This window comes from Amycolatopsis sp. VS8301801F10 (assembly GCF_046195355.1).
Classification (GTDB): Bacteria; Actinomycetota; Actinomycetes; order Mycobacteriales; family Pseudonocardiaceae; genus Amycolatopsis.
Map to the genome: position 1 here is coordinate 2,440,563 of NZ_CP176065.1, position 25,470 is coordinate 2,466,032.

27 protein-coding genes are annotated in these 25,470 nt (G+C 68.2%); 11 read left to right on the forward strand and 16 right to left on the reverse strand.

Annotated features, from left to right (window positions below; genetic code table 11):
- Nucleotides 1–148: 148 nt before the first annotated feature.
- From F9C11_RS11885 to F9C11_RS11895, 3 genes are all read left to right on the forward strand, one after another.
- Entirely contained in the window at nucleotides 149–385 is a 237-nt protein-coding gene (locus F9C11_RS11885; protein ID WP_409184912.1) for an N-6 DNA methylase, read from the forward strand.
- Nucleotides 382–756, forward strand: a complete 375-nt coding sequence (locus F9C11_RS11890) for a hypothetical protein (protein WP_409184913.1) — start codon at nucleotides 382–384, stop codon at nucleotides 754–756. Before F9C11_RS11885 ends, F9C11_RS11890 begins: the two co-directional genes overlap by 4 nt.
- Nucleotides 757–981: 225 nt before the next feature.
- On the forward strand, nucleotides 982–2,031 hold the full coding sequence (locus tag F9C11_RS11895) for a DUF6119 family protein (RefSeq protein WP_409184914.1): 1,050 nt from the start codon (nucleotides 982–984) through the stop codon (nucleotides 2,029–2,031).
- Nucleotides 2,032–2,065: 34 nt separating this feature from the next.
- Here F9C11_RS11895 and F9C11_RS11900 read toward each other — a convergent pair whose 3' ends face one another.
- The 4 genes from F9C11_RS11900 to F9C11_RS11915 form a co-directional block, all read right to left on the reverse strand.
- Nucleotides 2,066–2,677: a hypothetical protein gene (locus tag F9C11_RS11900; RefSeq protein WP_409184915.1), complete on the reverse strand. Its 612-nt coding sequence runs from the start codon at nucleotides 2,675–2,677 to the stop codon at nucleotides 2,066–2,068.
- 137 nt (nucleotides 2,678–2,814) lie between these two features.
- The gene (locus F9C11_RS11905) at nucleotides 2,815–3,072 is read right to left on the reverse strand and encodes a hypothetical protein (RefSeq protein WP_409184916.1); all 258 of its coding nucleotides are present in this window, start codon (nucleotides 3,070–3,072) and stop codon (nucleotides 2,815–2,817) included.
- A 368-nt stretch (nucleotides 3,073–3,440) separates the two neighbouring features.
- Nucleotides 3,441–5,201: a chitinase gene (locus tag F9C11_RS11910; RefSeq protein ID WP_409184917.1), complete on the reverse strand. Its 1,761-nt coding sequence runs from the start codon at nucleotides 5,199–5,201 to the stop codon at nucleotides 3,441–3,443.
- A 94-nt stretch (nucleotides 5,202–5,295) separates the two neighbouring features.
- Nucleotides 5,296–5,853: a hypothetical protein gene (locus F9C11_RS11915; protein WP_409184918.1), complete on the reverse strand. Its 558-nt coding sequence runs from the start codon at nucleotides 5,851–5,853 to the stop codon at nucleotides 5,296–5,298.
- Nucleotides 5,854–6,071: 218 nt separating this feature from the next.
- Here F9C11_RS11915 and F9C11_RS11920 point away from each other — a divergent pair, with 218 nt between their 5' ends.
- A complete protein-coding gene (locus tag F9C11_RS11920; protein ID WP_409184919.1) occupies nucleotides 6,072–7,040 on the forward strand; it encodes a LysR family transcriptional regulator in 969 nt (322 codons plus the stop codon).
- Here the strand turns inward: F9C11_RS11920 and F9C11_RS11925 are convergent.
- From F9C11_RS11925 to F9C11_RS11935, 3 genes are all read right to left on the reverse strand, one after another.
- On the reverse strand, nucleotides 7,030–7,917 hold the full coding sequence (locus tag F9C11_RS11925) for a carbohydrate-binding protein (protein ID WP_409184920.1): 888 nt from the start codon (nucleotides 7,915–7,917) through the stop codon (nucleotides 7,030–7,032). The genes F9C11_RS11920 and F9C11_RS11925 overlap by 11 nt on opposite strands.
- 189 nt (nucleotides 7,918–8,106) lie before the next feature.
- The gene (locus F9C11_RS11930; RefSeq protein ID WP_409186881.1) at nucleotides 8,107–8,646 is read right to left on the reverse strand and encodes a helix-turn-helix domain-containing protein; all 540 of its coding nucleotides are present in this window, start codon (nucleotides 8,644–8,646) and stop codon (nucleotides 8,107–8,109) included.
- Nucleotides 8,647–8,698: 52 nt separating this feature from the next.
- Nucleotides 8,699–9,532, reverse strand: a complete 834-nt coding sequence (locus F9C11_RS11935) for a LysR family transcriptional regulator (RefSeq protein ID WP_409184921.1) — start codon at nucleotides 9,530–9,532, stop codon at nucleotides 8,699–8,701.
- A 70-nt stretch (nucleotides 9,533–9,602) separates the two neighbouring features.
- Between F9C11_RS11935 and F9C11_RS11940 the strand changes: the two genes are divergently transcribed.
- Nucleotides 9,603–9,920: a hypothetical protein gene (locus F9C11_RS11940; RefSeq protein WP_409184922.1), complete on the forward strand. Its 318-nt coding sequence runs from the start codon at nucleotides 9,603–9,605 to the stop codon at nucleotides 9,918–9,920.
- The gene (locus F9C11_RS11945; RefSeq protein WP_409184923.1) at nucleotides 9,917–10,648 is read left to right on the forward strand and encodes an SDR family NAD(P)-dependent oxidoreductase; all 732 of its coding nucleotides are present in this window, start codon (nucleotides 9,917–9,919) and stop codon (nucleotides 10,646–10,648) included. The genes F9C11_RS11940 and F9C11_RS11945 overlap by 4 nt, the downstream gene beginning before the upstream one ends.
- A gap of 3 nt (nucleotides 10,649–10,651) precedes the next feature.
- On the opposite strand, the gene F9C11_RS11950 is transcribed toward F9C11_RS11945, so the two are convergent.
- Genes F9C11_RS11950 through F9C11_RS11960 form a run of 3 tightly spaced genes read right to left on the reverse strand, consistent with a single transcriptional unit; the run spans nucleotide 10,652 to nucleotide 13,361 of the window.
- Nucleotides 10,652–11,422 (reverse strand): alpha/beta fold hydrolase, encoded by a 771-nt coding sequence (locus F9C11_RS11950; RefSeq protein ID WP_409184924.1) that lies wholly within the window; start codon nucleotides 11,420–11,422, stop codon nucleotides 10,652–10,654.
- Between the two features lie 11 nt (nucleotides 11,423–11,433).
- Nucleotides 11,434–12,525: an NADH:flavin oxidoreductase/NADH oxidase gene (locus F9C11_RS11955; protein WP_409184925.1), complete on the reverse strand. Its 1,092-nt coding sequence runs from the start codon at nucleotides 12,523–12,525 to the stop codon at nucleotides 11,434–11,436.
- A 47-nt stretch (nucleotides 12,526–12,572) separates the two neighbouring features.
- Complete coding sequence (locus F9C11_RS11960) at nucleotides 12,573–13,361, reverse strand: IclR family transcriptional regulator (protein WP_409184926.1); 789 nt, start codon at nucleotides 13,359–13,361, stop codon at nucleotides 12,573–12,575.
- 56 nt (nucleotides 13,362–13,417) lie between these two features.
- On the opposite strand from F9C11_RS11960, the gene F9C11_RS11965 reads away from it, so the two are divergent.
- Nucleotides 13,418–14,320: a polysaccharide deacetylase family protein gene (locus F9C11_RS11965; protein ID WP_409184927.1), complete on the forward strand. Its 903-nt coding sequence runs from the start codon at nucleotides 13,418–13,420 to the stop codon at nucleotides 14,318–14,320.
- Here F9C11_RS11965 and F9C11_RS11970 read toward each other — a convergent pair.
- Nucleotides 14,274–15,467 carry an MFS transporter gene (locus F9C11_RS11970; protein ID WP_409184928.1) on the reverse strand — a complete coding sequence of 398 codons (1,194 nt, stop codon included), beginning with the start codon at nucleotides 15,465–15,467 and terminating at the stop codon, nucleotides 14,274–14,276. The genes F9C11_RS11965 and F9C11_RS11970 overlap by 47 nt on opposite strands.
- 169 nt (nucleotides 15,468–15,636) lie before the next feature.
- Between F9C11_RS11970 and F9C11_RS11975 the strand changes: the two genes are divergently transcribed.
- Together F9C11_RS11975 and F9C11_RS11980 are read left to right on the forward strand one after the other, a co-directional pair.
- A complete protein-coding gene (locus F9C11_RS11975) occupies nucleotides 15,637–16,968 on the forward strand; it encodes a sensor histidine kinase (RefSeq protein WP_409184929.1) in 1,332 nt (443 codons plus the stop codon).
- Between the two features lie 11 nt (nucleotides 16,969–16,979).
- Nucleotides 16,980–17,627, forward strand: coding sequence for a response regulator (locus F9C11_RS11980; protein WP_409186882.1), 648 nt, complete (start codon nucleotides 16,980–16,982; stop codon nucleotides 17,625–17,627).
- A 46-nt stretch (nucleotides 17,628–17,673) separates the two neighbouring features.
- Here the strand turns inward: F9C11_RS11980 and F9C11_RS11985 are convergent, their stop codons facing one another.
- Nucleotides 17,674–19,362: a 2-isopropylmalate synthase gene (locus F9C11_RS11985; RefSeq protein WP_409184930.1), complete on the reverse strand. Its 1,689-nt coding sequence runs from the start codon at nucleotides 19,360–19,362 to the stop codon at nucleotides 17,674–17,676.
- 206 nt (nucleotides 19,363–19,568) lie between these two features.
- Here F9C11_RS11985 and F9C11_RS11990 point away from each other — a divergent pair, with 206 nt between their 5' ends.
- Nucleotides 19,569–20,498, forward strand: coding sequence for a LysR family transcriptional regulator (locus tag F9C11_RS11990; RefSeq protein ID WP_409184931.1), 930 nt, complete (start codon nucleotides 19,569–19,571; stop codon nucleotides 20,496–20,498).
- On the opposite strand, the gene F9C11_RS11995 is transcribed toward F9C11_RS11990, so the two are convergent.
- Nucleotides 20,495–21,208 (reverse strand): GNAT family N-acetyltransferase, encoded by a 714-nt coding sequence (locus tag F9C11_RS11995; protein ID WP_409186883.1) that lies wholly within the window; start codon nucleotides 21,206–21,208, stop codon nucleotides 20,495–20,497. The genes F9C11_RS11990 and F9C11_RS11995 overlap by 4 nt on opposite strands.
- Before the next feature lie 15 nt (nucleotides 21,209–21,223).
- The gene (locus F9C11_RS12000) at nucleotides 21,224–21,955 is read right to left on the reverse strand and encodes a DUF2786 domain-containing protein (protein ID WP_409184932.1); all 732 of its coding nucleotides are present in this window, start codon (nucleotides 21,953–21,955) and stop codon (nucleotides 21,224–21,226) included.
- A 135-nt stretch (nucleotides 21,956–22,090) separates the two neighbouring features.
- Between F9C11_RS12000 and F9C11_RS12005 the strand changes: the two genes are divergently transcribed.
- Nucleotides 22,091–23,518 carry a phytoene desaturase family protein gene (locus tag F9C11_RS12005; protein WP_409184933.1) on the forward strand — a complete coding sequence of 476 codons (1,428 nt, stop codon included), beginning with the start codon at nucleotides 22,091–22,093 and terminating at the stop codon, nucleotides 23,516–23,518.
- On the opposite strand, the gene F9C11_RS12010 is transcribed toward F9C11_RS12005, so the two are convergent.
- Both F9C11_RS12010 and F9C11_RS12015 read right to left on the reverse strand, forming a co-directional pair.
- Nucleotides 23,485–24,135 (reverse strand): response regulator, encoded by a 651-nt coding sequence (locus tag F9C11_RS12010; RefSeq protein ID WP_409184934.1) that lies wholly within the window; start codon nucleotides 24,133–24,135, stop codon nucleotides 23,485–23,487. The two genes, F9C11_RS12005 and F9C11_RS12010, sit on opposite strands and share 34 nt — an antisense overlap.
- A complete protein-coding gene (locus F9C11_RS12015; protein ID WP_409184935.1) occupies nucleotides 24,132–25,277 on the reverse strand; it encodes a sensor histidine kinase in 1,146 nt (381 codons plus the stop codon). Before F9C11_RS12015 ends, F9C11_RS12010 begins: the two co-directional genes overlap by 4 nt.
- Nucleotides 25,278–25,470 lie beyond the last annotated feature (193 nt).

A 25,470-nucleotide genomic window follows, 5' to 3' on the forward strand; every position in this document is an offset into this window, starting at 1 on the left:
CCCGAGAGTCCCCCCATATGGTCGTCAGTTAAATGTCTGACTATGCCTGCTCCGTAGTGCTTGGCATGCTGATCGCTGTGACGATGGGCACGTCCTCGACTGCCGAGTTGATCTGGCAGGTCCAGGTGTTGGCGAATACTCGAGGCGATTGTCGAGCAGATTTTGGGTTGCGACGGCCAACAAGCAGCTGAACTGCGTTCAGCGTGTAGTTTCGTTGCTGAAGCCGGGCGGGCGTGCTGCACTGGTTCTGCCGGACAACGTGTTGTGCGAGGCTGGGGCAGGCGCTGCGATTCGGCGTCGGCTTCTGGAAACTTGTAATGTTCATGCACTGTTGCGACTGCCGACGGGTCTCTTCTATGCGGCCGGTGTGTCAAGGCGAACGTGATCTTCTTAGATCAGGTACCTCCGGTAGCGAAGAACGGAGAGGAGATCTTTGTCTATGACCTTCGTTCGGACAAGAGGTTGTCCCTAAAAGCAAACCCCCTGAAGCGCGAGGACCTCGACGAGTTTGTTCAGGAGTATCGCTGGCATGCTAAAGGCAAGAGGTCAACTCTGACGGCAACGGAAAGTGCGCGGTGGCGTAAGTTTAGTCGCGAGGCAGTCCTGGAATCACCGGACTGCAGCCTCGATCTGGGCTGGTCTGTGACGGCGTCGAAGGTTGAGCCGGCACTGGCGCGTTTGGAGGCGATCTCCGACCAGATTGCGGACCAATTGAAGGCGGCGCTCGGTCACGTGCGCGCGGCGGCTGGGCGGTAGTCGTCAGCCTGACGCATTGCGGAATGTAGCTCGAACGCGGCGGCTGGACAGGTGGAGCCGCCGCGTTCGACTGTGCAGGCAACCAGTTCACTGGAGCGACGTTCGTTGAGTCGGTTGTCCTTATCGGGGGCTGCATCGTGCTCGCGGTTCCAGTTCGCGATAGGGACGGCAAACCAGGGCTTCCGACGTGTGCGCGCTCTCGAAGGCTCGTAGGTCATAGGTGTAATGATCGAGGTCATCGAGCATATGGTGCTCGGCAAGGTCATCGCCCAGGTGCGCCCGCTCGACCCGAAGTCCCAGAGGGCTCAGCACCTGGATACGCGCCTCGATGCCATGCTCGGTGAGGCCGACAGGAACCGTGTTGGGCTCGCCGTGCCCAGCGAGTGCCGCGATCGGTCCGAGTTCGCGGAGTCGTTCAAGGTCTCAATCGCCGGCAACGTGCAGCAGATGACCGAGTTGGACGTTGACGATCTCGTCGCAGCGGTTCGGCACCGGCCAGACGCCAGCCGCTTGCAGACTCTCCGTGAGGGACGTATCGAGATGTTCGCCGACACCGACGGCGCTGAGCGCCTCAGCCGCAAGGTGCCCGCCGACCACTGGCTCACCGCCGAGGTGTCCGATGACGTCGTCCACTACTTCTACTGGCAGGGCCGGTGGTACGAGATCGGCGCTAACTACTTGACCGCCATCGAGAAGAGGATTGCCGAACTGCTGGCTCAGCCCGTCAGCGTCGTCCTGCCGCCATGGACGAAGGGTGACGGCCATGACGAAGGCTGGTACAACGAGCAGATCGCCGAGCAGGACTGCTACGTGCTGCTCGACAAGGACACTGTCCGCACGAAGCGCCTGTGCGGCGGCGGACTCGAACTCGGCGACGTGCTCGGGCCGAACGGTCAGTTCATCTGTGTCAAGAAGGCGGACAAGACGGCGGCTCTCAACCACCTCTTCGCGCAGGGCAGGGTAGCGATCGAGACTCTGCGCTACGACCGCGAGGCTCGGGCGAAGTACCTCGACAAGCTCGACCGCTTGGCACCCGGTCACGCCCTGGACCCAGCGCTGAGTTCCCTGACCATCGTCTACGCGATCATGCTCAAGGATGGGGTGCCGTTGACCTCGGAGTCCCTGTTCGCCTTCGCCAAGGTCTCCTTGCTGCACGCGGCCACAGCGCTCCAGGGCATGGGTGTTCGTGTGGAGATTGCTGCCATCTCACGAATCCACAGCACGGGCTCAGCCGGCGGCTGTGCCAACAAGCCCGCCGCCGACCAAGTTGGCTGACCTGAGTCGGTTCTCGAACCGGATTACGCAACTTTCACCAGTCGTCCTTGCGGATTCGTGGGTCGCTCAGGATCGCGTACACATATGACGGCTGGGCGACAGCCGGAAGCTTGCTGGGGCCGTCGACGGGCCAAACAGCCAGCGCGCGGCTCAGGTCTCCTCGAGATATGTTCCGACGGAGCTGGTCAAGAGTTACGTGCCACGGGGACGGCCTGCCTCCCACGCTGTATGTGAATTCTTTCCCCCGGAGCGTCGTGAACACCTCACCTGCATGCTTCTCGATGCGCGTCCATGCTCGCTCGATCTTCGAGATGGGCTCGTGCTGCGATTCGACGACGGCTGACTCTGGTGGGACCGGCTTTCCTTCCCAGATCGCCAGGTCACGCTCCGACGGCGGGCGGGCTACACCCCAGAAAGGCCCGCCACGCTGTTGCCGGATAACAGCCGCGAAACTACGCCCGTCCGAGGATGTTACAGCAATAGTCCGGTAGTCGACATAGGACCGAGACAGCTGATCCTCGGAATATCCAGCTTGGGTAGCGGCTTTGCGCGCGGCAACCTCGGCGTGCCAAGTCGCTTGGGCCCAGTGGTCCTCGCTGGCGTCGTCCGTCAGGTCAACGACTGCGACCAGCTTTCCAGTGTGCACGCCGGTTGCTCCTTGAGGTAGGTGCCGAGAAACAGGTTCGTTTCACGCTGAAGCCTACCGAAGTGATCTTGTGTCCGGCACCGAACCTGCGGTGTAACAACGGATCATCGGTAGCAACTGGGCAGGTCGTCGCCGTGTCATCGGACACCATCTGCTTCGACGCACCAACGCCCGTGGGTGTCTCGGGTGTGGATGCCGCGTTCGCGCAGTTTGTTCAGCACGGTGGCGTGGTTGACGCCGAGGTGGCCGCCGACTCGCGCAAGGGACCAGCCGAGGTTGTAGAGGTGGATGGCGTCGTCGACCTGGTCGGGGCGAGAGGCCGCGGCGGCGCATCGGCACGCCGTGCCGGTGGAGGATGTTGCTGACCGTTCGCCGTTCGATGCCGAACCGGTCACCGAGTTCGTACACCGTCGCGCCGGACCGGTAGTCGGCGATCAGCTGCTCAACTTGATCGGGGCCGAGTCGTCGGGCGCGGCCGGGGCGGTCGCGCTTGATCGATGGGGCTTGGCTGTATCGAAGCTGGGAAGCTTCTCACGGAGCTCTTCCAGGGCTCTGACCTGGCCTTTTATGTTCGGGTAGGCTCCCCTCAGCTCCACAGCAGGCCAAGGGCTGTCCACTCTAGAGTGGACAGCCCTTTTCGCTGCTCTGATAGCGGCGAAGTACCGCAACGGCCTTATTCGCCAAGGCGCTTGAACGCGTCTCGGTGGGCGGACGCCACAGGGATTTCGGACCAGGGAGTTTCGGCGGCCCTATAGGCGACCGCTCATCCAAGCCCGTCCAAGAACGGCCGATGAGCGTTCTGGAACTCCCACTTGTAATACCGATCCCAGTTAACCGACCAAGTCATCAACCCTCGCAGTGCAGGCGACGGTCCGCCCCGCAAGGAGTACGAGCCGCAGCCGGTTCCGTGGGCCAGACACGTCACCGCGGTTTGGACTTCAGGCGGGGAGACGTAGCCGTTTCCTGCGCTGACTGCTGCGGGCAGGCCGACGGCGATTTGGTCCTCCCGCAAGCCGGGGAAGGTCTGGCCGGTGTTCGCGACCTTGAAGCCGGACTTCAGCATGTCGGTCATCGCGATCAGGAAGTCCGCGCCGCCCATCGTGTGGTACTGGTTGTCCAGACCCATCACTGGGCCCGAGTTGTAGTCCTGGACGTGCAGCACCGTGAGCGAGTCTCGCAGGGCGTAGATCACCGGCAGGTAGGCGCCGGTTCGGCTGTCGCCGCCGCCGGAGCCGCCGTAGAACTGGTAGCCCACCTGGACGAAGAACGTTTCCGGGGCCATCGTCAACACGAACTTGGCTCCGTAGCGGGCTTTCAAAGTCTTCAACGCGGAGATCAGGTTGACGATCACCGGCGTGGTCGGGTTGTGGAAGTCCGTGTCGCCCGAGTCCAGGGACAGGGACTGGCTTTCGAAGTCGACGTCAAGGCCGTCCAAGCCGTATTTGTCGATGATCGCTGCGACGGAGTTGACGAAGTTGTCTCGGGCGGCGGTGGTCGTGAGGCGGACTTCGCCGTTTTGGCCGCCGATGGAGATCAGGACCTTCTTGCCCTGCGCCTGCTTCGCGCGGATGGCGGCGATGAAGTCGGCGTCGCTTTCCACGCCGGGGCATTCGGTGGCTGAGCAGCGGTTGAAGCGGATGTCGCCGGAAGTGACCGAGGTCGGCTCGGCGAAGGCCAGGTCGATGATGTCCCACGCGTTGGGGACGTCGGCGAGTTTCAGATAACCCGAGCCGTTCGCGAAGCTTGCGTGGACGTAGCCGATCAGTGCGTGTTTTGGCAGGCCGGCGCTGGTGCAGCCGCTGGTGGTCGCGGAAACCGCGGGCGTACGGGCGGATTCGGCTTTGTCGTTGTAGGCGGTGACGGAATAGCTGTGCGAACTGCAGGCGGTGAGGCCGGAAAGCGTCGTGGACGTTCCGGGGACGGTGGCGCGCAGGGTGTTGTCTTCGTAGACGCGGTAGCCGGTCACGGTGCCTGCGGCGGCACCCCAGGCGAGGGCGATCGACGTGTCGGTCACGGTGCCGACGGTCGGGGTGCCGGGGACGCCGGGCGCGCCGGGGGTGTCGCCGCCGGGGCCGTCGAGGACTATGTCGTCCGCGTAGTACGTGCCTGCGCCGTACCAGCCGTGCAGGTACAGCTCCGCGGACGTCTGGTTCGCGGTGGTGGTGAAGGACAGCGAAAGCTGGCTGTACGCGGAGGCGTTGGTCCAAGTGGAGGAGCCGCCGGTGACGCCGAGGTACACCGGTGCGCCTTGGACCCAGGCGGAAACCGAGTAGGTCGTGTTGGGCCGCACGGGCACCGTTTGGGAGCATCGGCCGAGGTCGGCCGCGCCGGGGGTGACGGCCAATGCGTAGGCGCCCGAGTGCACTGACGTCTTCACGGCGGAGCCCGCGGGGCAGGTCCAGCCGGAGGTCGAACCGGCTTCGAAACCGGGGTTGGCGAGCAGGTTCGCCGCTTGTGCTGGCCCGCCGACGACAAGTCCGGCTGCGGCCAGCAGGAGCACGACGAGGAAACGAGCACGCTTCATTGCGTTCCTCCGGTCCGGTGCGACCCCCTGACCGATTATTGTCTAGACCAATTGGCCAGTTGTCCAGACCTGTCTGCCCGACGAAAGTCGGCTGTCACGCGTTCATGTCGAAGCCCTGGACGTACCAGGCCCCCTCGTGCTTGCGCACCTTGAACGCGAGGCTGAACGAACTCGTGTTCCCGGTGGCTCCGATGAGTTCGAGGCTGTGCAGGGTGCGGCCGTCGAGCTTGACCGCGGTGTCGGGCACGGTGACCTCGTCGCCAGTCGCGCTGACCTGGTCCACGGTGACTTTCCCCCGCGGCGGCAGGGCGACGCCGGGCTTGGCCCAGGCCTCGTGCAGCGACTCGGCGGATTTGCGGGCCGCGGGGCTCTTGCACAGCGTCTTGGCGTCCTTGCCGGGCGGCATCGCGGGAGCACCGGACAGGCAGGCTTCCTCGTATTGCTCTCGCAGGATCTGAGTGACCCAGCGTTCGACCGCGATCTGGTAGGTCGAGGCACCGGAAGCGGTCTCGGCCGCGGACGGCTGGGGAGCGCTGCTCGGCGGCGCGGCGGCCGGTCCGGGCGAACCGGCCACGTCGGTCGAGCCGCATGCGGCCAGGCTGAGCAGAATCGCCGGTGCGGCGAGCCAGGTCGCGGTTGTCCTTGCCGTCACGAAAGTTCCCCTTGAATGAGTTGGCGGTGAGGCCACAGAGCGTCCTGGGTTTGCCGGGGAGGGGCAATCGAATCCGGCAAGGGGTGCCTCATCGGGCAGAGCTGCTGGTCCGGAAATCGGGACGGGCCGGTTAGTGACCGAGTACCGACTCGCGTCGGTAATTCCTCACGATCTTCGGCGTTACAGTGACCAGGCGAGGGGTTGCGGCCGGAGGAGTCATGGAGCTGGAACTGCGCCACCTGCGCGCGGTCGTGGCGATCGCCGACGCGCACAGTCTCGTTCGCGCGGCCAAAATGCTGCACGTTTCCCAGCCGGCGTTGTCCGGGTTGCTGCGGCGCGTCGAACGGTCGGTCGGCGGGAGTTTGTTCGCGCGCTCGCCGACGGGGTGCGTGCCGACGGCCCTTGGCGAGGACGTCGTCGCGGACGCGCGGGCGGTGCTGGCTGGGATGTCTGCGCTGACCGAGCGGGCTGGTGCGCGGCGGGAGACGGCGGGGGCGGTGCGGATCGGCGGGTACAGCGGGTTCTTGCATCTCGCGTTGGCGAGGTGGTTGCGGGAGCAGCCGTGGTGTCCCGCGGTTCGGGTGTATGAGGAGCAGGACGAGGCGCGGACGTTGGCGGCGCTCGCGGACGGCGAGCTTGACCTCGCGCTCGTTTACCTCGCGCCGCTTCCGGACCGGATCGTTCCGGACGGCGTCGAGAGCGTCGTGGTACAGGCGCGGGAGCCGGTTTTCGTGATTCTGGCTGAGGATCATCCCCTGGCCTCGAGCGGGGAAATCCCGCTGGAGGAGCTTGCTGCGTATCCGTGGGCGGACGATCCGCCGTGGACGACCCGGTGGTCGGCGTATCTGCAGGAGGTCTGCCGGCAGCGCGGGGTCGTGCTGGATCAGCCGCATCGGCCGCAGTGCCTGGCTACCTTGCTGGACCTGGTGCGCGAGGGCATGGCGATCGCGCCGGCGTTGGCGACCCGGGAGGACCGGCGGGACGGGATCGTGGTGCGGGCGATCGAGGGCGCGCCGTTGTGGCAGGAGCTGCGGTTGTGCTACCGGCCGGGCACGCCGGTCGCGGATCGGGCGGGTGAGATATCTCAGCAGGTGGCCCGTGATTACGCCAACCGGCAGGGGTGCAGTGCCGCGTTTGACCGCTGGTGGCACGCACTCCTGCCGGCCGGGGCCGGGCCTAGACGGTGACGCGCCAGTTGCTGTTCGGCGTCGGCACCTCGAATTGCAGGGACGAGCAGCTGTAATCGCTGGGGTTCGGGTTGGCCGTCGGCTGCAACGGCGAGTTCGACTCGGTCGCGGGCGTCCACTGGCCGCCGATGCGCAGCTGCAGCTGGCTGGATTCGAACACCTTGCCCTTGGCGTCCGAACAGTAGTAAGCCTGTCCGGTCGACGGGTCGACGGTCGAGTACAGCTCGAAGATGTCCCAGCCCTCGTTGAGGGTGCTCTGGTCGCTGCCGCTTTGCGTGAACAGGTCGTCCCACTTGCCGGTCTTCACGTTGTAGAGCGAGGCGGTCCAGCTGTTGCTGCCCGCGTCGGTCTGGACTTCCTGCACGGTGAAAGCCGGATGTCCGTCCACTGTGGACGTATAAGTGGAGAGGAACGAGCTGTCCAGCTGGACGACCTTCGCGGGTCCGATCGTCCCGCACCAGTCCCAGGCCCAGACCTGACCGCCCTGGCCGAGTCCGTACGCGGTGACGACCTCGATGCAGGAATGGCCGGTGGGCTTGACCGTCGGGGCGTAGACGACGTCCGCGCTGTTCGAGAGGCGGAGGTCGGGGACGACACTGTGCGTCACGAGAATTCCGTCCGCCCCGCTGGACAATTGCGGTTCGGGGCCCCAGAAGGTGTGCTGTTGCGCGTCGAGCCGCTGCTTGCCGCTGCGGCCGGCTTTCTCTCGGCGCAGCTGAAGGAACTTGTCCGCCGCGGCCCCGGCGGCGGCTTTCGCGGCGGCGCCGGTCAGCCCGGGCACCACCCCGCTGTCCGGGGCCGCGGACACCGGCGGGCTGCCGGCGACGACGGCCGCGGCCGCCAGGGCGGAAGTGAGCAGGGCGAAGAGTTTCCGCATCGGTGCATCTCCTCGTCGTAGGCGAAGGAAACGCGCGGAGGGAAAAGGGGGTCCGTCCGCGGGACCCGGATGTTAAGTCGGAATTTTTGCGGTCAGGCACCGACTTTCGACGGTGTGTTCCACTCAGTGCAGGTCAGCGCGGGCATAGGTTTTCCCGCGCGCGCAGTGTTATGCCGCCAAGCGGAGCAATCAGCGCGTCCTGGCCCGGACGCGGAGCCGTTCTCCCTGCCTGCCGAACAGGCTGAGGATTTCGACCGGCCCCTCGCCGGTGCTGCCGAACCAATGCGGGATCCGGGTGTCGAATTCGGCGACCTCGCCCGCTTTCAGGACGACGTCGTGCTCGCCGAGCACCAGCCTGCCCTTGCCGCTGAGCACGCAGAACCATTCGTGCCCGGGGTGCGTGCGCGGCGCGGGCACGCAACGGGCGGCGTCGAAGATCATCTTGAGCGACTGCAGCCGGCCGGGCTGGTTGGTAAGCGGCACGACAGTCCGGTCGCTGCGCGTGACCGGCTGCAGCGGGGCGGTGCCGACCAGTTCGTCCAGCGGGATCCGGTGCGCGCGGGCGATCGGCAGCAGCAGTTCGAGGGTGGCCTTGCGCTGGCCGGATTCGAGGCGGGAGAGGGTGCTGATGGAGATGCCGGTCGCGTTCGAGAGTTCTTCCAGGGTGCGGTTGCGTTGCCGCCGGAGCTGCCGCAGGCGGGGTCCGATCGCGGTGATGATGTCCTCCACGCAGGCCAGCATGACACTGTCGCTGCTGGCGGCCTTCAACCGCACCGGGGCTTCAGCGGACCGCGGCCAGCGCGGCGTTGACGAACGAAGCCACCTGCGGCCTCCGGTCCTGCTCGTTCCAGGCGAGCACCAGCTGACTGGGCGGAGCGTCCTTGAGCGGCACGCAGACGACGCCCGGCGGGACCTGGTCGACCAGCGACCGCGGCAGTACGCCAATCATCCGCTCCAGCGAGACGAGCTGCAGCAGCTGGACCACGTCGGCCACCTTCGGCCCCGTTCCTTCGACCCCGGGCACGCCCTTCCACGACGGCAGCGTCTCTCCGTCCAAATCGGACAGTCGAACGGACGGGCGCTGGGCGAGCCGGTGCGTGGCGGGCAGGATGGCGACCCGGTCCTCGGCGTGCAGGGTCTCGCAGGCGAGCCCGGTCAAGTCGTCGAACGGGACGAACAGGAGCCCGACGTCCGCGCGGCCGCTGAGGAGGAAGTCGGAGCGGTCGGCCGGGCCGCTGAACAGGATGTCGACCTGGTGGGCGCCGGGATCGCGGGAGTACTCGGCGAGGATTCCGGACAGCAGCCCGGCGTCCCCGCCCGGTTTGAGCACCAGCCGCAGCTGCCTCTCGCCGGCGCGGCGGGCATTGCGGGCGGCGGCGCTGACCGCGTTGAGCGCGTGCCGTCCGTGTTCCTGCAGCGCCTCGCCGGCCGCGGTCAGTTCCACGTGACGGCTCGAGCGCGTGAACAGTTGCACGCCGAGCCGGGTTTCGATGCGCTGGATGGCCTTCGACAGCGCGGGCTGGGCGATCGACAACCGCACGGCGGCGCGGCCGAAGTGCAGCTCGTCGGCGACCGCCAGGAAGTACTCGAGTTCACGCGTCTCCAGTTCAGCCATGCCTTCAGGTTATCGCCGAATAGCGAACCGGTCTTGGACGAGTCCCCGTGCCAGGGGCAAAACTTGAAGCATGATCACGCATACGATGATTGTTTCGTTCGACCAGCCGCTCCCCGACGCCGAGCTGGATCAGTACCTCAGCGATATCAAACAGGCGATGCTCGCGAGTGGGCTCGCCGAGTCGGTCGAGGCCCGGCGGCACCTGCCGATCCCTGGCGAGGACGCCATCCCGGCGCTCATCGCGACGGCGATCGTGCAGGTCACCGTCGCCGACCTCGACACGCTGGCCAAGAGCTTCGCCGCGCCCGAACTGCACGAGGTGATCGACCGCTGGAAGGCGCGGCATTCGTATCGGGTGGCCTGGGCGAACCACGAGTCGCTGTCGTGAGCGGGCGAAGCGGGCTGGTCACCGGGGCGGGCAGCGGGATCGGCCGCGCGGCGGCGATCGAGTTCGCGCGCACCGGGGCCGCGGTGGCCGTGCTGGACCTCGACGAGGCCGCGGCGGCCGAGACCGTCGGGCTGATCAAGACGAACGGCGGCGAGGCGCTGGCCGTTCAGGCCGACATCTCCGCCGAGCCTTCGGTGCGGGCCGCGATCGAGCAGGCGGTCGAGGCATACGGCGGGCTCGACTTCGCGGTCAACAACGCCGGAGTGTCGTCTCGCAACCGCATCGACCAGCTGACGCTCGCCGAATTCGAGCGCATCGTGCGGGTGAACCTGTCCGGGACCTTCCTCTGCATGAAGTACGAACTGCCGCATCTGAAGGGCGGCGCGATCGTGAACGTCGCCTCCAACGGCGGGTTGTCTGCGATCCCGAACGCGCCGGCTTACGTCGCGGCGAAACACGGGATTGTCGGCCTGACCAAGGTCGCGGCGGTGGACTACGCGGCGGACGGCATCCGCGTCAACGCGGTGTGCCCCGGGCCGACGCGGACGCCTGGGTTCGACACCTGGGCTGACGACCCCGCCACGATCGCCCGGCAGGAGGCGATCACTCCGCTCGGCAGGCTGGCCACGCCGGAAGAGGCCGCCGCGGCCGTGGTCTGGCTTTGTTCGGACGCCGCGTCGTATGTCACCGGGACCACGCTGTCGGTCGACGGCGGACGGCGGGCGTAGTTCCTAGAGTTCGCCAGCCAGGAGTTTGGCGGTTTCGGCGGGGGATTCGACCGGGAAGTGGTGGCTGCCGAGGTCGACCAGCTCGATCCGGAACCGGTCGCCGTAGCGGTCGATCGCCTCCTGGGTGATGATCGAGCGCACGGCGAACAGCACGATCGGCTGGGCGACTTCGCGCAGCGCCGCGTCCATGTCCCAGCGCGCCAGGCCTTCGAGTGCGAGCAGGCCGCCGGGTTGGCGTACGGAAGCCATCTTCCTGATATACGAGTCCACTAAGGACGGATCGGTGCCTTCCGGTGAACCGGCCTCGACCATCCCGCGCATCGCCCCGGCGAAGTCCTCCCGGAACGGTTGCAGCAATGCCTGGACGTCCTCCTCGCTCTGCGCGGGGAACAAGCTCAGGTAGTGCAACGCGTCGAGCGCGATCACCTGGGTGACCAGGTCCGGAAGTCGCCGGGCGGTCTCGACCGCGACCGCTCCGCCGAGCGAATGCCCGGCTACGACAGCGGAATCGACCGACTCGGCGGCCAGTACGGCGGCCACGTCGCGGGCGAATTCCTCGATGGTCCAGGTGCCGCGGTCCGACCGGGAGTCGCCGTGCTCGGCGAGGTCGACGGCCAGCACGCGGACCTCCGGCGGGAGATGTTTGACGATCGGGTCGAAGTCGCCGCGGTCGCAGCCCCAGCCGTGGATGAGCGTCAGCGCGGTTCCGGTGGCGGGACCGGTTGCGGTGTAATGAATTCTCGTGCCGTCTGGACGACGGGTCTCGCGATGCATGGGGCAGTTCCTCAGAAAGCGCGGTGGTAGCGGACGGGCCAGGCGTCTTTGGGCTGGTTTCGCAAGGCGAGGTACGGATCGCGCAGCAGCGAGCGGCCCATCAGGACGGCGTCGGCCTTGCCCCAGCGGATGATCTGGCCCGCCGCCGCAAGATCGGTGATCTGGCCGACCGGCGCGACGGCCAGCCCGGACGCCTCCTTGAGCGCGGCGGCGAATTCGACGTTCACGCCTTCCCGGTTCGGCGGCCGCGCACCGCGATCGCGCACGAGCACGCCGGACGTGACGTCGAGGAGATCGATCCCGACGGCGGCCAGTTCCTTGGCGAACTCCGCGGCGTCTTCGAGCGTGATGCTGTCCTCGACCCAGTCGGTGGCGGTGATGCGGACGAACACCGGCTTGTCCTCAGGGAACGCCTCCCGTACCGCGCGGGCCACGCGCAGCGGGAAGCGCATCCGGTTCCGCGGGCTTCCGCCGTACTCGTCGGTGCGGTGGTTGGACAGCGGGGACAGGAACTGGTGCAGCAGATAACCGTGCGAGGCATGGATTTCGACAGCCTGGTAACCGGCCAGCTCGGCCATCCGGGTCGCGTGCGCGAACTGCTTGACGATCCGGTCCAGATCGGCCGCGGTGGCCGGACGCGGCATCGCCAGGTCACCGAACGGGATCGCCGACGGTGCGATCAGTTCCCAACCGCCGTCGGCGACCGGCACCGGACTGTTCTGCCCGTCGCCGACCCACGGAACCTGGTGCGATCCCTTGCGGCCGACGGCGTTCAGTTGCACCGCGGGCACCGCGCCGTGACCGGTGAGGAACGACGTCAGTTTCCGGTGCGCGAGCGCCTGTTCCTCGTTCCACAGCCCGAGGTCAGCCGCGGTGCACCGGTTGTCCGGGCTGATCGCGGTGGCCTCGACCAGGACCAGTCCGACGCCGCCGATCGCGCGCGGGCCGTAGTGCGCCAGATGCCATTCGGTCGGCAGGCCGTCCGCGCCGGCCGCGTACTGCGCCATCGGGGACATCCAGACGCGGTTGCGGAAAGTGACACCGCGCAACCGAAACCGGGTCGCCTCCGGGAACTCCGCGCGGGACGCGCTGAACTCACTCATGCCGCCATACGGTACGCTTCATTTCGCAATGCGGCACGCGAGGCGGGTCAGTTGTTCACGAGCAGGCGGCTGACCTCGGCCGCTGCCGCCACGACCAGCGGCGCGAAGGTCTTCTCTTGCGCGCGGGTGTAGCGCGTGTCGGGAACGGCGAGGGTGATCGCCGCCACTGGCCGTCCGGCCGAGTCGGTGATGGCCGCGCCGATTGAGGACACCTGCGGGCGGAACCACGACGACGACCCGTTGAGCGCGTATCCGCGCTTCGCGGTCTGGGCGATGTCACGGCGGAGCGCGGTGAAATCCGGAGGCTGGGCGAAGTCGGGAAGTTCATGCGTGAACAGCTCCTCGACCTCGGATTCGCCGAGCAGCGCCAGGATCGCCGTGCCGCCGGACGTGGCGAGCAACGGCACCCGCGTACCGACGTCGAGCACGACCCGCACGATCTGGTCGGTGTCCTGGCTGGCGACGACGACGAGGTCGTCGCCGTCGCGTTCGGCCAGCATGACCGTCTCGTTCGTCTCGGCGGCGAGCCGTTTGACGACCGGTTCGGCGACCTCTTTGAGGTCCGGCTTCCCGCAGTCGCGCAGGCCGAGCGCCAGCACCCGCGGTGCGACGCCCCACCGGGCGTGTTCGGGGTCCACGACCTTCAGCCAGCCCGCCTGTTGAAGCGTGATCAGGCCGCGTTGCACGGTGCTCTTCGGGATCTCCGTGCAGCGGGCCAGCTCGGATACTCCGATCGGCTGGCGCTGGGCGACTTCCTCGAAGACGCGCAGTGTGCTGAGCACGCTGTTCATCGACCGGACCCCGCTGGCCGGCTTGTCGGCCTCTTCGTCGTGCATGTGCCTCATCGTGGCACAGCGATACGATGAAGCCTCGCGTCGCAGGGGAGGACCGCATGACCGAACCGTGGCAGTGGAGCGAGCGAACCTGGCGGGACCACGTCGGCCGCGTGCGGGCCGGGCGGCCGTTGCGACCGGAATCGTGGCCGGGCGGGGCGCGGGTCGCCGTGGCGTTGTCGTTCGATTCCGACCACGAGACGATCTCCCTGCGCGACGGTCAGGTGCTGCCGGGCAAGCTCTCGCAAGGCGAGTACGGCTCGCGGGTCGGCGTGCCGCGGGTGTTGAAGCTGCTTGAGCGGTTCGGGGCGCCGGCGACTTTCTTCGTGCCCGCGGTGTCGGCCTTGCTGCACGACGGCGAGGCTCAGTCCTATGTGGACGCCGGGCACGAGGTCGCGTTGCACGGCTGGATCCACGAAAGCAACGCGCAACTGCCGCCGTCGGCGGAACGCGACCTCACCTTCCGGGCCGCGGACACGCTGGAACGGCTCACCGGCACGCGTCCGGTCGGCATTCGCACCCCGTCGTGGGACTTTTCCGAAAACACTCTCTCGATCATTCGCGAACTGGGCCTGACCTACGATTCCTCGTTGATGGCGGACAACGACTGCTACGAGATCCTTGCCGACGGCGAACCGACTGGCATTGTCGAGCTTCCGGTGGAATGGATCCGCGACGACGCGCCGTATTTCACGATGAATCGGTTCGGCTCGCAGCGTCCGTACACCCCGCCGCGGGAAGTGCTGCCGATCTGGCGCGACGAGTTCGCCCTCGCCCTGGCCGAAGGCGGCCTCTTCCAGCTCACCATGCATCCGCACCTCATCGGGCATCGTTCCCGCATCACGATTCTCGCTGAGTTGCTGGAACATCTCGCTTCGCACGACGGGGTTTGGTTCGCTACGCACGCCCAAGTGGTCAACTATGTTTCCGGGCGGGCCGCCAGTGAACCGCCGCCACGATAACGCCGACGACCGCGGCTAACGCGCCAGACAGGACGAACGTCGTCCCCATTCCGACGGCATCGATCACCGGCTGTGCGATCAGCGGCGACGAGAACTGCCCGAGGAACAACGCGGACGTCAGCAATCCCAGCGACCTGGTCCGCGCACCGGGGGACGCCGTCGAAACCAGCCATCCGTTGATGGTCGGATTTTGCAGCCCGATGCCGAGGCCGACCACGACCATGCCCAGCGCGGCTGTCCACAATGCACCGGCGGTGCCGAGCACGACCAGCCCGACGGTGAACGCGGCGAACATCGCGATGGCCAGCGCCGGGAAGGACCAGCGGGCACGCAGGCGGCGGAAGTTCAGTCCCACCAAGGTCATCACCAGATTGACCGCGGCGATCAAGGCTCCCGCGACAGCCGGTCCCGCACCGCCGACTTCGGCCAGCCAGAACGGAGCCTGCGTCGGAACGGTGTAGAAGACCACGACGCCGATGAAGATCAGCGCGTACAGCCCGAGCAACCGAGGCTGCCATGGCGACGCGGCCGTGCTGGTGTCCGTCGGATCGGCTGGCTGAACCGGTGCTTCCGGCACGAACCGCAGCACGAGCGCCAGCATCGGAATCGCCAGCAGGTAAACCGCGAACGGCCCCCGCCAGTCCAGCGCGGCCAGCAAACCGCCGAGCAGCAGTGCGACGACGCCGCCGAAACCCATTGCCGCGCCTTGCAAGCCGAGTACTCGGCCGTGTTCCTCGGGGGCATGATGGTCGGCGATCAACGCCGTCGACGTGGTCATCACCCCGGCGATGCCGATCCCGAGCACCGCCCGTCCGACGAGCAGCGCGGGGAGCGAATCCAGCAACAGGCCGGACCCGCCGCCGACGGTGTAGAGGACGAGGCAGGCGAGCAGCACCGGCACGCGCCCGGTCCGTCCGCTCAGCTTGGCCAGCAACGGCGCGGACACCATGATCGCCAGCCCCGGCAAGGTGAGCACCAGCCGGACGAGAAGCTCCGCGTGCGGTTGCGCGGCGAAGTGCCGTTGCATGCCCGGCAGTGCGGGCGTGATGGTGGCGCTGGCCATGATGGTCATGGTGCTGACGCCGAGCAGTGTCGCCAGCAGGGATCTCGGTGGGCGCCGTACTCCGGCGGCAGTCGTTTCGGTCACGACGCCGAAGATAAAACTTAAACTTAACTCTAAGTCAAGGTCGGGACCGCGGTGGCTGATCCCGCGGTTCGCCGACCGGGCGATCCGCCCCGGGGTATGCCTAGCCCTACCTCCGAGACTAGGGGCAAACCGATCGAAGCCGGGCATTGCGCTGGCTAACCTGGATCTCGTGGCTACCGTCTCTCCGCCAGTGAAACCGCGCACTGTGCTCGATGCCTTGGCACATCGGACGTTCCTGATTTCCTCCTGGCCGTGGCGGGCGCTGCTGTACGGGCTCAGCACCGGCCCGATGACGCTGCTGTTCGGCCTGCCGTTCGGGTTCTGCCTGCTGCCGCTCGCGGTGCTGGTCAACCGCGTCGTGCACGGGCAGACCTCCGATCTCGGGCTCGTCGCGGTGGCCTCGGTGTTCGGAATGCTGGTGTTCCTGGGCGCGGGCCCGGCGTGGGCGGCGGTGGTCGCCGGCGTCGAACGGCAGCGGCTGCGCATGGTCGACCTCAACCCGGTGCCTGTCCCGTTTGGACCGGTGAGCGAACCAGGCTGGTGGCCCCGGCTGCGGGCGCGGTACACGGAACCGGCCTCGTGGCGCGAACTCGGGTACGCGGTTCTGTTGTGCACCGCGATTCCAGCGCTTTATTCGGTGGCTGGCATGGTCGCGTTGTTCGCCGTGGTTCTGGTGGCCAGCCCGTTGCTCGTCAGCGATGACGACACGATTTCCGTTGGCTTCACTGTGGTTTCCACTCCGGAAGGGGCAGTGCCGTACGCGCTGGCCGGCGTGGTGCTGCTCGTTCTGTCGGGCTATCTGCTGTCCGGATTCGCTGGCTTGCACGCGATGCTGGCCCGTTCACTGCTCACCGACGGGGCCGCCGAGAAGCTCCGCGGCGAGCTGACCGAGGTGTCGCAATCCCGCACCCGGCTGCTGTCGGCGTTCGACGCGGAACGCAAGCGCATCGAACGCGATCTGCACGACGGCGCGCAGCAGCGGCTGGTCGGGCTGAGCTTGCAGCTGGGACTCGCGAAGGTCGATCTGCCGCCGGATTCGGCAGCGGCGAAGGCAGTGTCGGACGCGCATGACCAGGCCAAGAAGCTGATGGTCGAACTGCGGGAGCTGATCAACGGAATCCACCCGCGAGCACTCGCCGAACTCGGCTTGCCCGCCGCGCTGGAGGAACTCGCCGACGGCTGTGCGGTGCCGGTCACCGTGGACGTGGCGGTGCCGGCGCGGTTGCCGGAGCCGGTGGAATCCACCGCGTACTTCGTGGTGGCCGAGTCGCTGACCAACGTCGCCAAGCATTCCGCGGCCAGCTGCGCGTCAGTGACCGCCAAAATTGTCGGTCGGGTTCTTACCATTGAGGTATGGGACAACGGAGCGGGCGGTGCTGATTCTTCGCGTGGCACGGGGATCACCGGGTTGAGCGATCGGGTGGCCGTGCTGGGCGGACGGATGTGGGTGCGGAGTCCGGTCGGCGGGCCGACGGTCGTGCGAGTGGAGCTGCCGTGCTGAAGGAAGAGCCGATGCGGGTCGTCCTCGCCGAGGACGAGGTGCTGCTGCGCGAGGGATTGTGCGGTCTGCTGGAGCGGTTCGGCTTCGAGGTCGTCGCCGCGGTCGGTGACGCCGAGGGGCTGCACGCCGCCGTGCGCGAGCACGATCCGGACCTCGTGCTCACCGACATCCGGATGCCGCCCGGGCATGCGGACGAGGGACTGCGCGCCGCGGTCGAGCTGCGGCGCACGCGGCCGGAGCTGGCCGTGGTGGTGCTGAGCCAGTACGTCGAACACCACCACGCGGCCGAACTGCTCGACTCCGCCGAAGGACGCGGGGTCGGCTACCTGCTGAAGGACCGGGTGGTCGACGTCGAGGAGTTCGCCGGGACGCTGCGCCAGGTCGTCGACGGCGGGACGGCGGTGGATCCGCAGGTGGTGCGCCAGCTGCTGCGCCGGCGGGCCGACCCGCTCGCCCGGTTGTCGGCGCGGGAGCGAGAGGTCCTTTCGCTGATCGCCGAGGGCCATTCCAACGCGGCGATCGCCCGGCGGCTGGTGGTGTCCGACGCCGCGGTCGGCAAGCACGTCGGGAGCATTCTGTCGAAACTCGACCTCCCGCCGACGGACAACGCGAACCGGCGAGTGCTGGCGGTGCTGGCGTTCCTTCGCGGCACCGGCTGAGAACGGTGCGAGCGCAGTGCGGTCTGCGCTCGCACCGCTGTCGCGGTCAGGCGGCGTTCACCACCGCGGTCAAGCTGGCCGCGAGCACCGAACGATCACGCCCGGCAGTCCACTGGGTACCGCTGTCGGTGCGGTATTCCAGCAAAGTCAACGCTTCGCTGTCGTTGCCCGAACCGATGCTCGTCTGGTGCAAAGCCACGATGTCCACCTTCCGCCCGTGCTCGCTGAGCGCCGCGGTGAGCGCCTCGACCGGCCCGGTTCCGGTGTGCGTGCTGGTGTGCTCGGTCCCGTCCACGCGCAGAGCGATGCTGGTGTGCTCGTCGGCCGAGTTTTCGAAGCGGGACAACGTGATTTCCGGGTTCGGCTGGAGGTAAGCGGACTCGAAGAGCTGCCACAGTTCGGTCGCGGTCACCTCGTGGCCGGAATCGTCGGTGTGGCCTTGGACGCGGCGTGCGAAGTCGATCTGCAGCCGGCGCGGCAGCGTGATGCCGTACTCGCTTTCCAGCAGGTAGGCGATTCCGCCCTTGCCGGACTGCGAGTTCACCCGGATCACCGCGGCGTAGTCGCGACCGAGGTCGGCCGGGTCGATCGGCAGGTACGGGACGCGCCAATCCAGTTCGTGGGCGGGCACGCCGGTTTCCGCGGCGCGCGCGTGATGTTCGGCGAAGCCCTTCTTGATCGCGTCCTGATGGGTGCCGCTGAACGCGGTGTGCACGAGGTCGCCGACGTACGGGTGCCGGGCGTGGACTTCGATCCGGTTGCAGTACTCGACGGTGCGGCGGATCTCGTCGATGTCCGAGAAGTCGATCATCGGGTCGACGCCCTGTGCGTGCAGGTTGAGTGCGAGTGTCGCCAGGTCGACATTGCCGGTGCGCTCGCCGTTGCCGAAAATGCAGCCCTCGACGCGTTCGGCACCGGCCAGCACGGCGAGTTCTGCGCAGGCGACGCCGGTGCCGCGGTCGTTGTGCGGGTGCACGGACAGGATCACCGAATCGCGGCGCGCGAGGTTGCGGTGCATGTACTCGATCTGGTCGGCGTACACATTGGGCGTCGCGATCTCGACGGTCGCCGGCAAGTTCAGGATCACCGGACGGTCTGGGCTGGCCTGCCAGGTCTCAGTGACCGCGTCGCAGACCTCCAGGACGTAGTCGGGTTCGGTGAGGTTGAAGACCTCGGGGGAGAACTCGAAACGCACGTTCGGCAGGTCGCCAGCCGTGCGCAGAACGTCGCGGGCGCCGTCGAGGATCAGTTCTTTCAGCGACGCCTGATCGTGGCCGAGGACCACCGTGCGCCAGGTCGGTGCGGTGGCGGTGTACAGGTGGATCACGACGTCGTTGCGGATGCCTCGGACGGATTCCACGGTGCGCTCGATCAGGTCGCGCCGCGCCGGCGTGAACACGACGATGGTGACGTCGTCCGGGGCCAGGGCGGTGTCGGCGAGCAGCCGGACGAAGTCGTAGTCGGTCTGCGAGGCGGACGGGTAGCCGACCTCGATTTCCTTGTACCCCATGCTGATCAGCAGCTCGAAGAACCGGCGTTTGCGGGCCGGGTCCATCGGTTCGGCCAGCGCCTGGTTGCCGTCGCGCAGGTCGACCGGCACCCAGAGCGGGGCTTCGGTGATCCGGTTCCCGGGCCAGGTGCGGCCGGTATGGGGGACGTCGACGCGCTGGTAGACGTCGCGGTAGCGGTGCGAGGGCATGCGGGAGGGGCGCTGCCGGTTCCACGCGGTGTTCATCTGGCGGTCCTTCTCTGGTGGTCGAAAGCCGACCGGCGCGCGTGCTTGCCCACGGCGGGGGGGCCGGTCCGGTCAGGCCCCGCCGTGGCGGCGAAGGAGAAGGAAACGCGTGAACATCGAGCCGGAGCGTAGCACAACTCCTCAGACAAGTAGCGGGGTTAAGGCAAGGCTCCGCGACCGGCGGCCGGAGCGCTTAGGATTGCCCCGTGGAGCTGGAATTCGTGCGGACCTTCGTCGCCGTCGTGGACGGAGGGCAGTTCCAGGAAGCGGCCGCGGAGCTGGGGATCACGCAGCAAGCAGTGTCCAAGCGGGTCGGTGCGCTGGAGCGCGAACTCGGGGTGCGGCTGTTCACCCGGACCGCGCGCGGGGCCCGGTTGAGCAGCGACGGCGAGGCGTTCCTGCCGCACGCGCGGGTGCTGCTCGATGCGGAGAAGAGCGCGCTCGCCGCGGTGCGTCCGGAGAAGCGGCCGCTGCGGGTGGACGTGCTGAACCGCCGGACCAAGTCGGCGCAGCTGGCGCTGAGTTTCCATCGGGCGTTCCCGGAAGTGGAGCTGGAGGTCGTGACCACCGGTGCCGAGCTGAGCTTCGACGCCGCCGTCGCCGCGGTCGCGGCCGGTTCGGTCGACGCGGCCTTCCGCGGAGTGCGGAAACGCGACCTGCCCGGCGGCGTGACGAGCGCCGTAGTGGACTACGACGCGCACGAGCTGCTCGTCGGCCCGCACCATCCGTTCGCGGACCTGCCGTCGGTGCCGATCGCGAAACTGGTCGGCCACCGGATCTGGATGCCGGGGCTGTCGGCGAGCACGGAATGGGGCGCGTACTACGCGGAGCTGGCCGAGGCGTTCGACCTCACCATCGACGTGTCGGGCCCGGTTTTCGGCAACGAAACGATGCTGGACGAACTCGCGACGTCGGCGGAGCTGTCGACCTTCGTGGGCGCTGGCTCGCGGTACTTCTGGCCGGACGAGTACGACCTCCGCCGGGTACTGGTGGTCGACCCGACGCCGGTGTACCCGATGTCCCTGCTGTGGCGGCGGGAGGCCGCGCATCCGGACGTGCGGAAACTGTGCGAGTACCTGGTGACTGGGCCGGAGCCGGGCGAAGGGGTTTGGCTGCCTGGTTGGGAGCAGGCTTAGAGCGGGTGTTCGTACCAGACGTTCGGCTCGACGTACCCGCCCAGGTCTTGTTCCGTCGACGCCAGCACTGGCGCGATTCCGCCGGGTATGACGGTGTGGCCGTCTTCGAGGCGGAGGCCGGTCCACTGTTGCCATTGGGCGAGCGTGCCGGTGACGGTCATCGCGAACGGCGCGATCTTCCGGAACTCCGCGCCGAGCCGCTCGTGACTGCGCAGCCAGGGGTCGGTTCCCCGGCCGAGGTAGTCCACAATGGACTCCAGGGGCGGCTTGCCGGTCGGCCGCACCGGCACGACCAGCCGGGAAAGCCCAGCTCGGCGCGCCCGGTTCTTCAATTCTCCGAGCGCTTGCGCGGCGATGCCTCGCCCGCGCGCGGATTCCGCGACGTAGACCTCCAGCGCGACCAGCGTGGTCGGTTCCCGTCCGTCCAGGTGGTCTTCGGCGGCCCAGGCGAGGGCGCCGTCCCAGCCGTGGTCAGGCAGTTCGGGTCGTTCCGGGGCTGGGAAGGCAACTGGGATCGCCGCTGCTCGCGCGACCGGAACGTCTTCGTCGAGCAGGACCAGGAAGAACTCCGGCCAATGCGCGGCGATCCGCTGCGAACTGGCCAGCCCGGCGGTGAGACCCCGGCCGAGGAACTCGCCGCCGACGAATCCCAGCTGGAGCGCGGGAACGCGCAGCTCCGGCCGAGTGGCAAGGTCTTCGACGCGGATCACGACATCCACGTCAACTCACCGCACCGGAAGCGCCGACCGCCGCCGCCCGAGCGCCGCCGGGTCGAGATTCGCCCGGGTTCCGGCCCGGTGCCCTTCCCGATACCCCGACCCCGACAACCGTCGCGGGGCCGCCGAGCGCAGGTCGCCGTACTCGCGGTCGAAGGCTTGCTGCACCAGCGCCGTCCGGTCCCGCACCACCAGCTCCGCCGACTTTCCGCCGGCGACATCGGAATACGTCCGCGCCGCGTTCTCCTCCGCCGCGGTCAGCCGCTCGTGCACCGCGCGCGCGAAGCCGTGCAGCCACGTCCGCCGGTACGCCGCCAGCGATTCGCGGAACACCCGCTCCTCCGGGCGCACCCGCGCGAGTTGCGTGCTCGCCTGCAGCAACAGGCTGGTGAACAGCAGCTCGACGCGCGCGAGGTCGGTGCGGAAGCCGAACACTGTGACCTCTTCGACCCCTTGGCCGGCTCGGTGCAGCAAGGTCCGGCAGCGCAACGGATACGCGATGCTGGTGAGCAGGCTGGCTTTGTCGCGGCTGTACGGATTGGAGATCGGCAGCTTCAGCACCGTGATGTCGTCGCCGCTCTGCCCGGACGCGGCGAGCATCGCGTTGTCGATCCCGTGCCGTGCGATCAGCTGCGCGGCTTTGGTGTTGTACAGCTCGGCTTCGGCGGGCGTGACGGCCGGGTCCTCGGCCTTGGCCAGCAGCTTCCGCACGCGCTCCAGCAACGTGTCGTGGTCGGGCATGACCCCCCTCTCCAGCAGGCGCGGCCCGTGCGGACCGGCATGGGGTGCACGATAGGCGTGGGGTACGACAATATTCGATCAGGTGTTCGGGAGTGACACTGGGCGCCCGGTTCGTCGCAGCCGTAGGCTCGGGACGTGTCTCCGCCGGTCACGCTGGACGTCGCGGTCGTCGGCTCGGGCCCGAACGGCCTGGCCGCGGCCGTGGTGCTCGCGCGGACCGGGTTGTCGGTCGAGGTGTACGAGGCGGCGGACGAGCCGGGCGGCGGGGCGCGGTCGAAGCGGTTGTTCGACGCTGACGTTGTCCATGACATCTGCTCCGCGGTCCACCCGATGGCGGCGGCTTCGCCGTTTCTCCGGCAGTTCGAGCTTGACCTCTGCAGTCCCGAAATCCCGTACGCGCACCCGATCGACGAGAAGACCACCGCCATCGCGTACGCGGACCTCGACCGCACCTGTGCCCGGCTAGGAGTCGACGGTGCGAGGTGGCGGCGCTTCATGGCACCGCTGATCGAGCATTCCGCCGAGATCACCGAAGCGCTCCTCGGCGACCTTCGCCACCCACCGCGTCCGCGTACGGCGGCGTACATCGCGTCGCGCGCCCTCGCAGCGAATTCCTTCCGGAGCAAGGAAGCGGCAGCGCTCATCGCTGGGGTTGAGGCTCACGCGCTCGGCAAACTGCCGTCACTCATCGGTGGCGGCATCGTGGTCCTGCTGAGCCATCTCGCGCACACCACAGGCTGGCCGATTCCCCGCGGTGGTTCGCAACACATCACCGACGCGCTCGTCGCCGACATCGAGACCCACGGTGGTCGCGTACACACCAACACGCGCGTCGCCGACGTACGCGAGTTAGCGCACGCGCGCGCCGTACTGCTGGACCTAGCGCCTAAAGGCGTCCTGGAGCTAGCCGGGCCGTTGTTGCCGCCGCAGTACCGCCGCGCGCTGGAGAAAGTCCGTTACGGACCGGCAGCGGCGAAGGTCGACTTCCTGGTCTCCGAAGCGATCCCTTGGCGCGAAAGGGAACTCGCCCGCGCCGGCACTGTCCACCTCGGAGGGACCAGGGCCGAGGTGTACGCGGCGGAAAACGCGGTAGCCGCGGGAAAGCGGGCGCGGGATCCGTTCGTGCTCCTCTCCCAGCCGATGGCCGCCGATCCGTCTCGAGGTCTCCCGGGCAAGCAGCCGATCTGGGCCTACGCCCATGTCCCGCACGGAGATCCGCTCGACCCGACCGCCGCGGTCATCCGCCGCATCGAACGCTTCGCGCCCGGTTTCCGCGACACGATCCTCGCCTCGCGCGCGATCCCGGCGAGCGATTTCGAGACGTACAACGCGAATTACGTCGGCGGAGACATCGCGGCCGCGGCGGTCACGCTGCGTCAGATACTGGGTCGGCCGGTCCTGCGCTGGGACCCGTACCGCACCCCGCTGCGCGGCGTGTACCTGTGCTCAGCCGCGACCCCGCCCGGCCCGGGAGTGCACGGAATGGCCGGTCACCACGCGGCGGAACGGGTGCTGCGCAACGAGTTCGGTTACCGTCCGGGCCGGACGAGCCCGGTTTCGTAAGCGACCACCACCGCCTGTGCCCGGCTGGAGATCCCGAGCTTGGGCATCAGCCGGTTGAGATGCGTCTTCACCGTCGCCTCGCTGACCAGCAGCCGAGCCGCGATCTCCGCGTTCGGCATCCCCGTGCCCACCAGGCGGAGCACCTCGCGTTCGCGTTCGGTCAGGCCGCTCAGTTCCGGTGCGGGTTCGGCGGGCGGCGCGCTCGTGTACGCCTCGACCAGCCGTCGCGTGATCGTCGGGCCGAACAGCATGTCTCCGCGCGCTACCGCCTGGATGCCGGAGATCAGCGTCTCCGGCGGGCTGTCCTTGAGCAGAAATCCGGCGGCACCGGCCCGCAGCGCGCGGTATACGTACTCGTCGAGGTCGAAGACAGTCAGGATCAGCACCCGCGGTTTGTCCGGCCCGGCGAGGATGCGCGCGGTGGCCGACACTCCGTCGAGGCTGGGCAGCCGGATGTCCATCAGGATCACCTCGGGCCGCACCCGCGCCGCTTCCTCGACGGCCTGCAGCCCGTCCCTCGCCTCGCCGACGACTTCGACGCCCGGCGCGGCGGCGAGCAGCGCGACGAGGCCGGCGCGGACGAGATCCTGGTCGTCCACCACGAGCACACTGGTCACTTCGGTTCTCCGCCGATCCGGTCCGGGTACGGGAGGGTCAGCACCACTTCGAACCCCGCCGGTTCGCGAGGCCCGATTTCGATCTCGCCACCGTACATACGCGCCCGCTCCCGCATGCCGACGAGGCCGTGACCGGCGGGATTGCCGTCGGCGCGCGGTCCGCCGCCGGAGTCGGCCACGCTCAGCCGCAGTGCGTCGGCGAGGTACTCGACCTCCAGCGTGGCGAAGGAATCCGGCGCGTGCTTGAGGACATTAGTGAGCGCTTCCTGCGCGACCCGGTACGCGCACAACTGCTGGCCCGACGGCAGCGTCCGCGGTGTTCCAGCGACCCGCAGCCGCACTGTCAACCCGGCTTCGCGAACCCGGCTGACCAGCGCGGGAAGCTCGTCGAGGCCGGGCTGCGGACGGTACTCGCCCGGCTCGTGGTGCGGCGGGCGCAGGACGCTGAGCAGCCGGCGGAGTTCGTCCAGCGCCTCGGTGGTCGTGCCGGTGATCGTGTCGAGCGCGCCGCGCGCGGTGTCCGGCGCGGAGTCGAAGACGTACCGCGCGAGGTTGGCTTGCACGGAGATCACCGACAGGTGGTGGGAAACGACGTCGTGCAACTCGCGCGCGATGCGCAGCCGCTCTTCCACGACCGCCAGCTCGGCTCGGTCCGCCCGTTCGGTGGTCGCGTGCAGGGCGAGGCCGCGAAGGTAGACCGAGTGTCCAATCAGGACAGTCGCGGACGCTTGCAGCACCGCGATCACCGTGTCGCCGATGGGGTTCGAGTTGTCGCCGACGAGCATCGTGGCCTCGAAGCCGAGCATCGCGAACAGCGACGGTGGCCAGGCCTGCCGCACCGGATAACGCGCCCACACCGTGTACGCGGCGATCAGCAGGTCGGGACGGCCGAGCGTCGCGCGGTATCCGGCCAGCGCGAACGCGCCGACCAGCAGGGTCACCGCGAGCAGCACGCTGATCGGGTAGCGCCGCCGGACCGCCAGCGGCACCGCGCCCGCCGCCGCGAGCAGCAGTCCGAACGGTCCCGGCCGGTCGCCGAGCGAGCCGTGGTGCACGGCCGCGCCGACGAAAAGGAATAGTCCGACCGCGGCCGCCAGCAGCGAATCCGTGCACAGCGGCCGGGCCCGCAGGATCCGCCTCACGCGCCCGAAACTACCCGCCTGACCGGCGGTTTCCCAATTCCGTACCGCGCTCGCGGCAGGCCGCCTACCGCCAGGGTTTACCCCCGGGTGCGGCCAACGGCGGATTCCGCGAGAGGGCTCGAGCGATTACCGTCGGCTCTGAATGGTCATCCATTCCCGCTGTTCGGCGGAGAGCCAGGGGTGGGGAGGCTCC